Origin of the sequence: Mesobacillus zeae, assembly GCF_003570705.1 — a bacterium.
Classification (GTDB): Bacteria; Bacillota; Bacilli; order Bacillales; family Cytobacillaceae; genus Mesobacillus_C; species Mesobacillus_C zeae.
In genome coordinates this window covers 1-1160 of sequence record NZ_QWVT01000072.1, presented here as the reverse complement: position 1 = coordinate 1160, position 1160 = coordinate 1, and the positions used below count along the sequence as shown (strand labels likewise).

General features: G+C 31.6%; 2 protein-coding genes. Both read right to left on the bottom strand.

Features of this window, described 5'->3' with window-relative positions; translation table 11 throughout:
• Positions 1-238 precede the first annotated feature (238 nt).
• Positions 239-595, bottom strand: coding sequence for an Imm3 family immunity protein (locus D1970_RS21950; RefSeq protein WP_119114958.1), 357 nt, complete (start codon positions 593-595; stop codon positions 239-241).
• Positions 596-623: 28 nt separating this feature from the next.
• The coding region (locus D1970_RS21945) for a deaminase domain-containing protein (protein WP_259339735.1) at positions 624-1160 on the bottom strand (537 nt) is incomplete at its 5' end.

Here is a 1160-nt window from a genome sequence, read left to right as displayed (position 1 = left end):
GGGATATCATTCGCTGCTGCGAACCGCTGGATTTTGGATACTTCTTCATTTAATTACCGAACAAAAAACCTTGAAGGTTTTAGTCAATCAAGGTTTTTAAAAATTTGCTATAGTATTAATTAATTTTGATGTTTTTTATTTTCATAGTATTGTCATAATACTCAATGATGGTAATATCATCATGAGCTATCAATTTTTCATTTATACTTCCAATATAGTCAATCTCTTATAAAAATTACTATTCTGCTGATGAATTATAGTCAACTTCTACATTTCTAAGACCATCTATTACTTTATTTATTCTGTTTGTTAAATCATAAATTTCATCTTTTGTTAATTCACCTTCTGCGTCTAAAGGATTAAACATACTCAACCTTTTTGTTATTCCTTCAATTCGTCCAATAAAGACCTTATCATGTTTAATTGCAATTTCTCCAATAGCAGTATCAACAATAACATCTTCTATCTTACCTAAGTTATCAAACTCATCTGCTAGTTTTGCTAGAGCATATCTATATCCTCTATCTTCTTCTAGTAATTCTCCATATGTTTCCTGAATTGCCTCTATCAATTCATTATACTCCCAATCCTTCATAGTTCTTATCCTCCAAAAATATTAATGTTTAAGGTATGATCCTGTTACCATCATTGTGTATAATTTCTAACTTAATATTTTTATATTTAGCAGCAAAATCTGCTATAACTCTACTACAACTGTCACAAGTGTCTAATTCTGTAAATAATTTGATTGTTCCTGTAGCTTGCGTATTTTCTCCAAGCCTAGAAGCAATATCATTTAGTATCTTATACTCCGTATCAGTATCCCTTAAGTAACTTTCTCCATCTTTACCAACTGCCTTCGTAGCTTTAAACATCGGATTTTCAGGTTGTAAAGATATATCAGGTACCTTATCCTCAAGACTTCCTTTAAGATTATTTATTCTACTTTGAGCATAAAACTCAGATTTACTTATCCCACTTACATCCACCTCTGCAAGAGCAAAATTACCAGCTTTTTTATATTTACTTAGTAAATTCCCTCTTAGCTCTTTCACTCTATCAATTATATGTGCTTCTGCTACTGAATCTATTTGTCTCGTTGGATACACTTTTCCCGTACCCTTATCAACATCCTCAACTACCCTTCCACCACCATTCCC

Coding starts and splice junctions, on each gene's coding strand:
- D1970_RS21950 (WP_119114958.1), bottom strand. CDS start 595: ATGAAGGATTGGGAGTATAATGAATTGATAGAGGCAATTCAGGAAACA.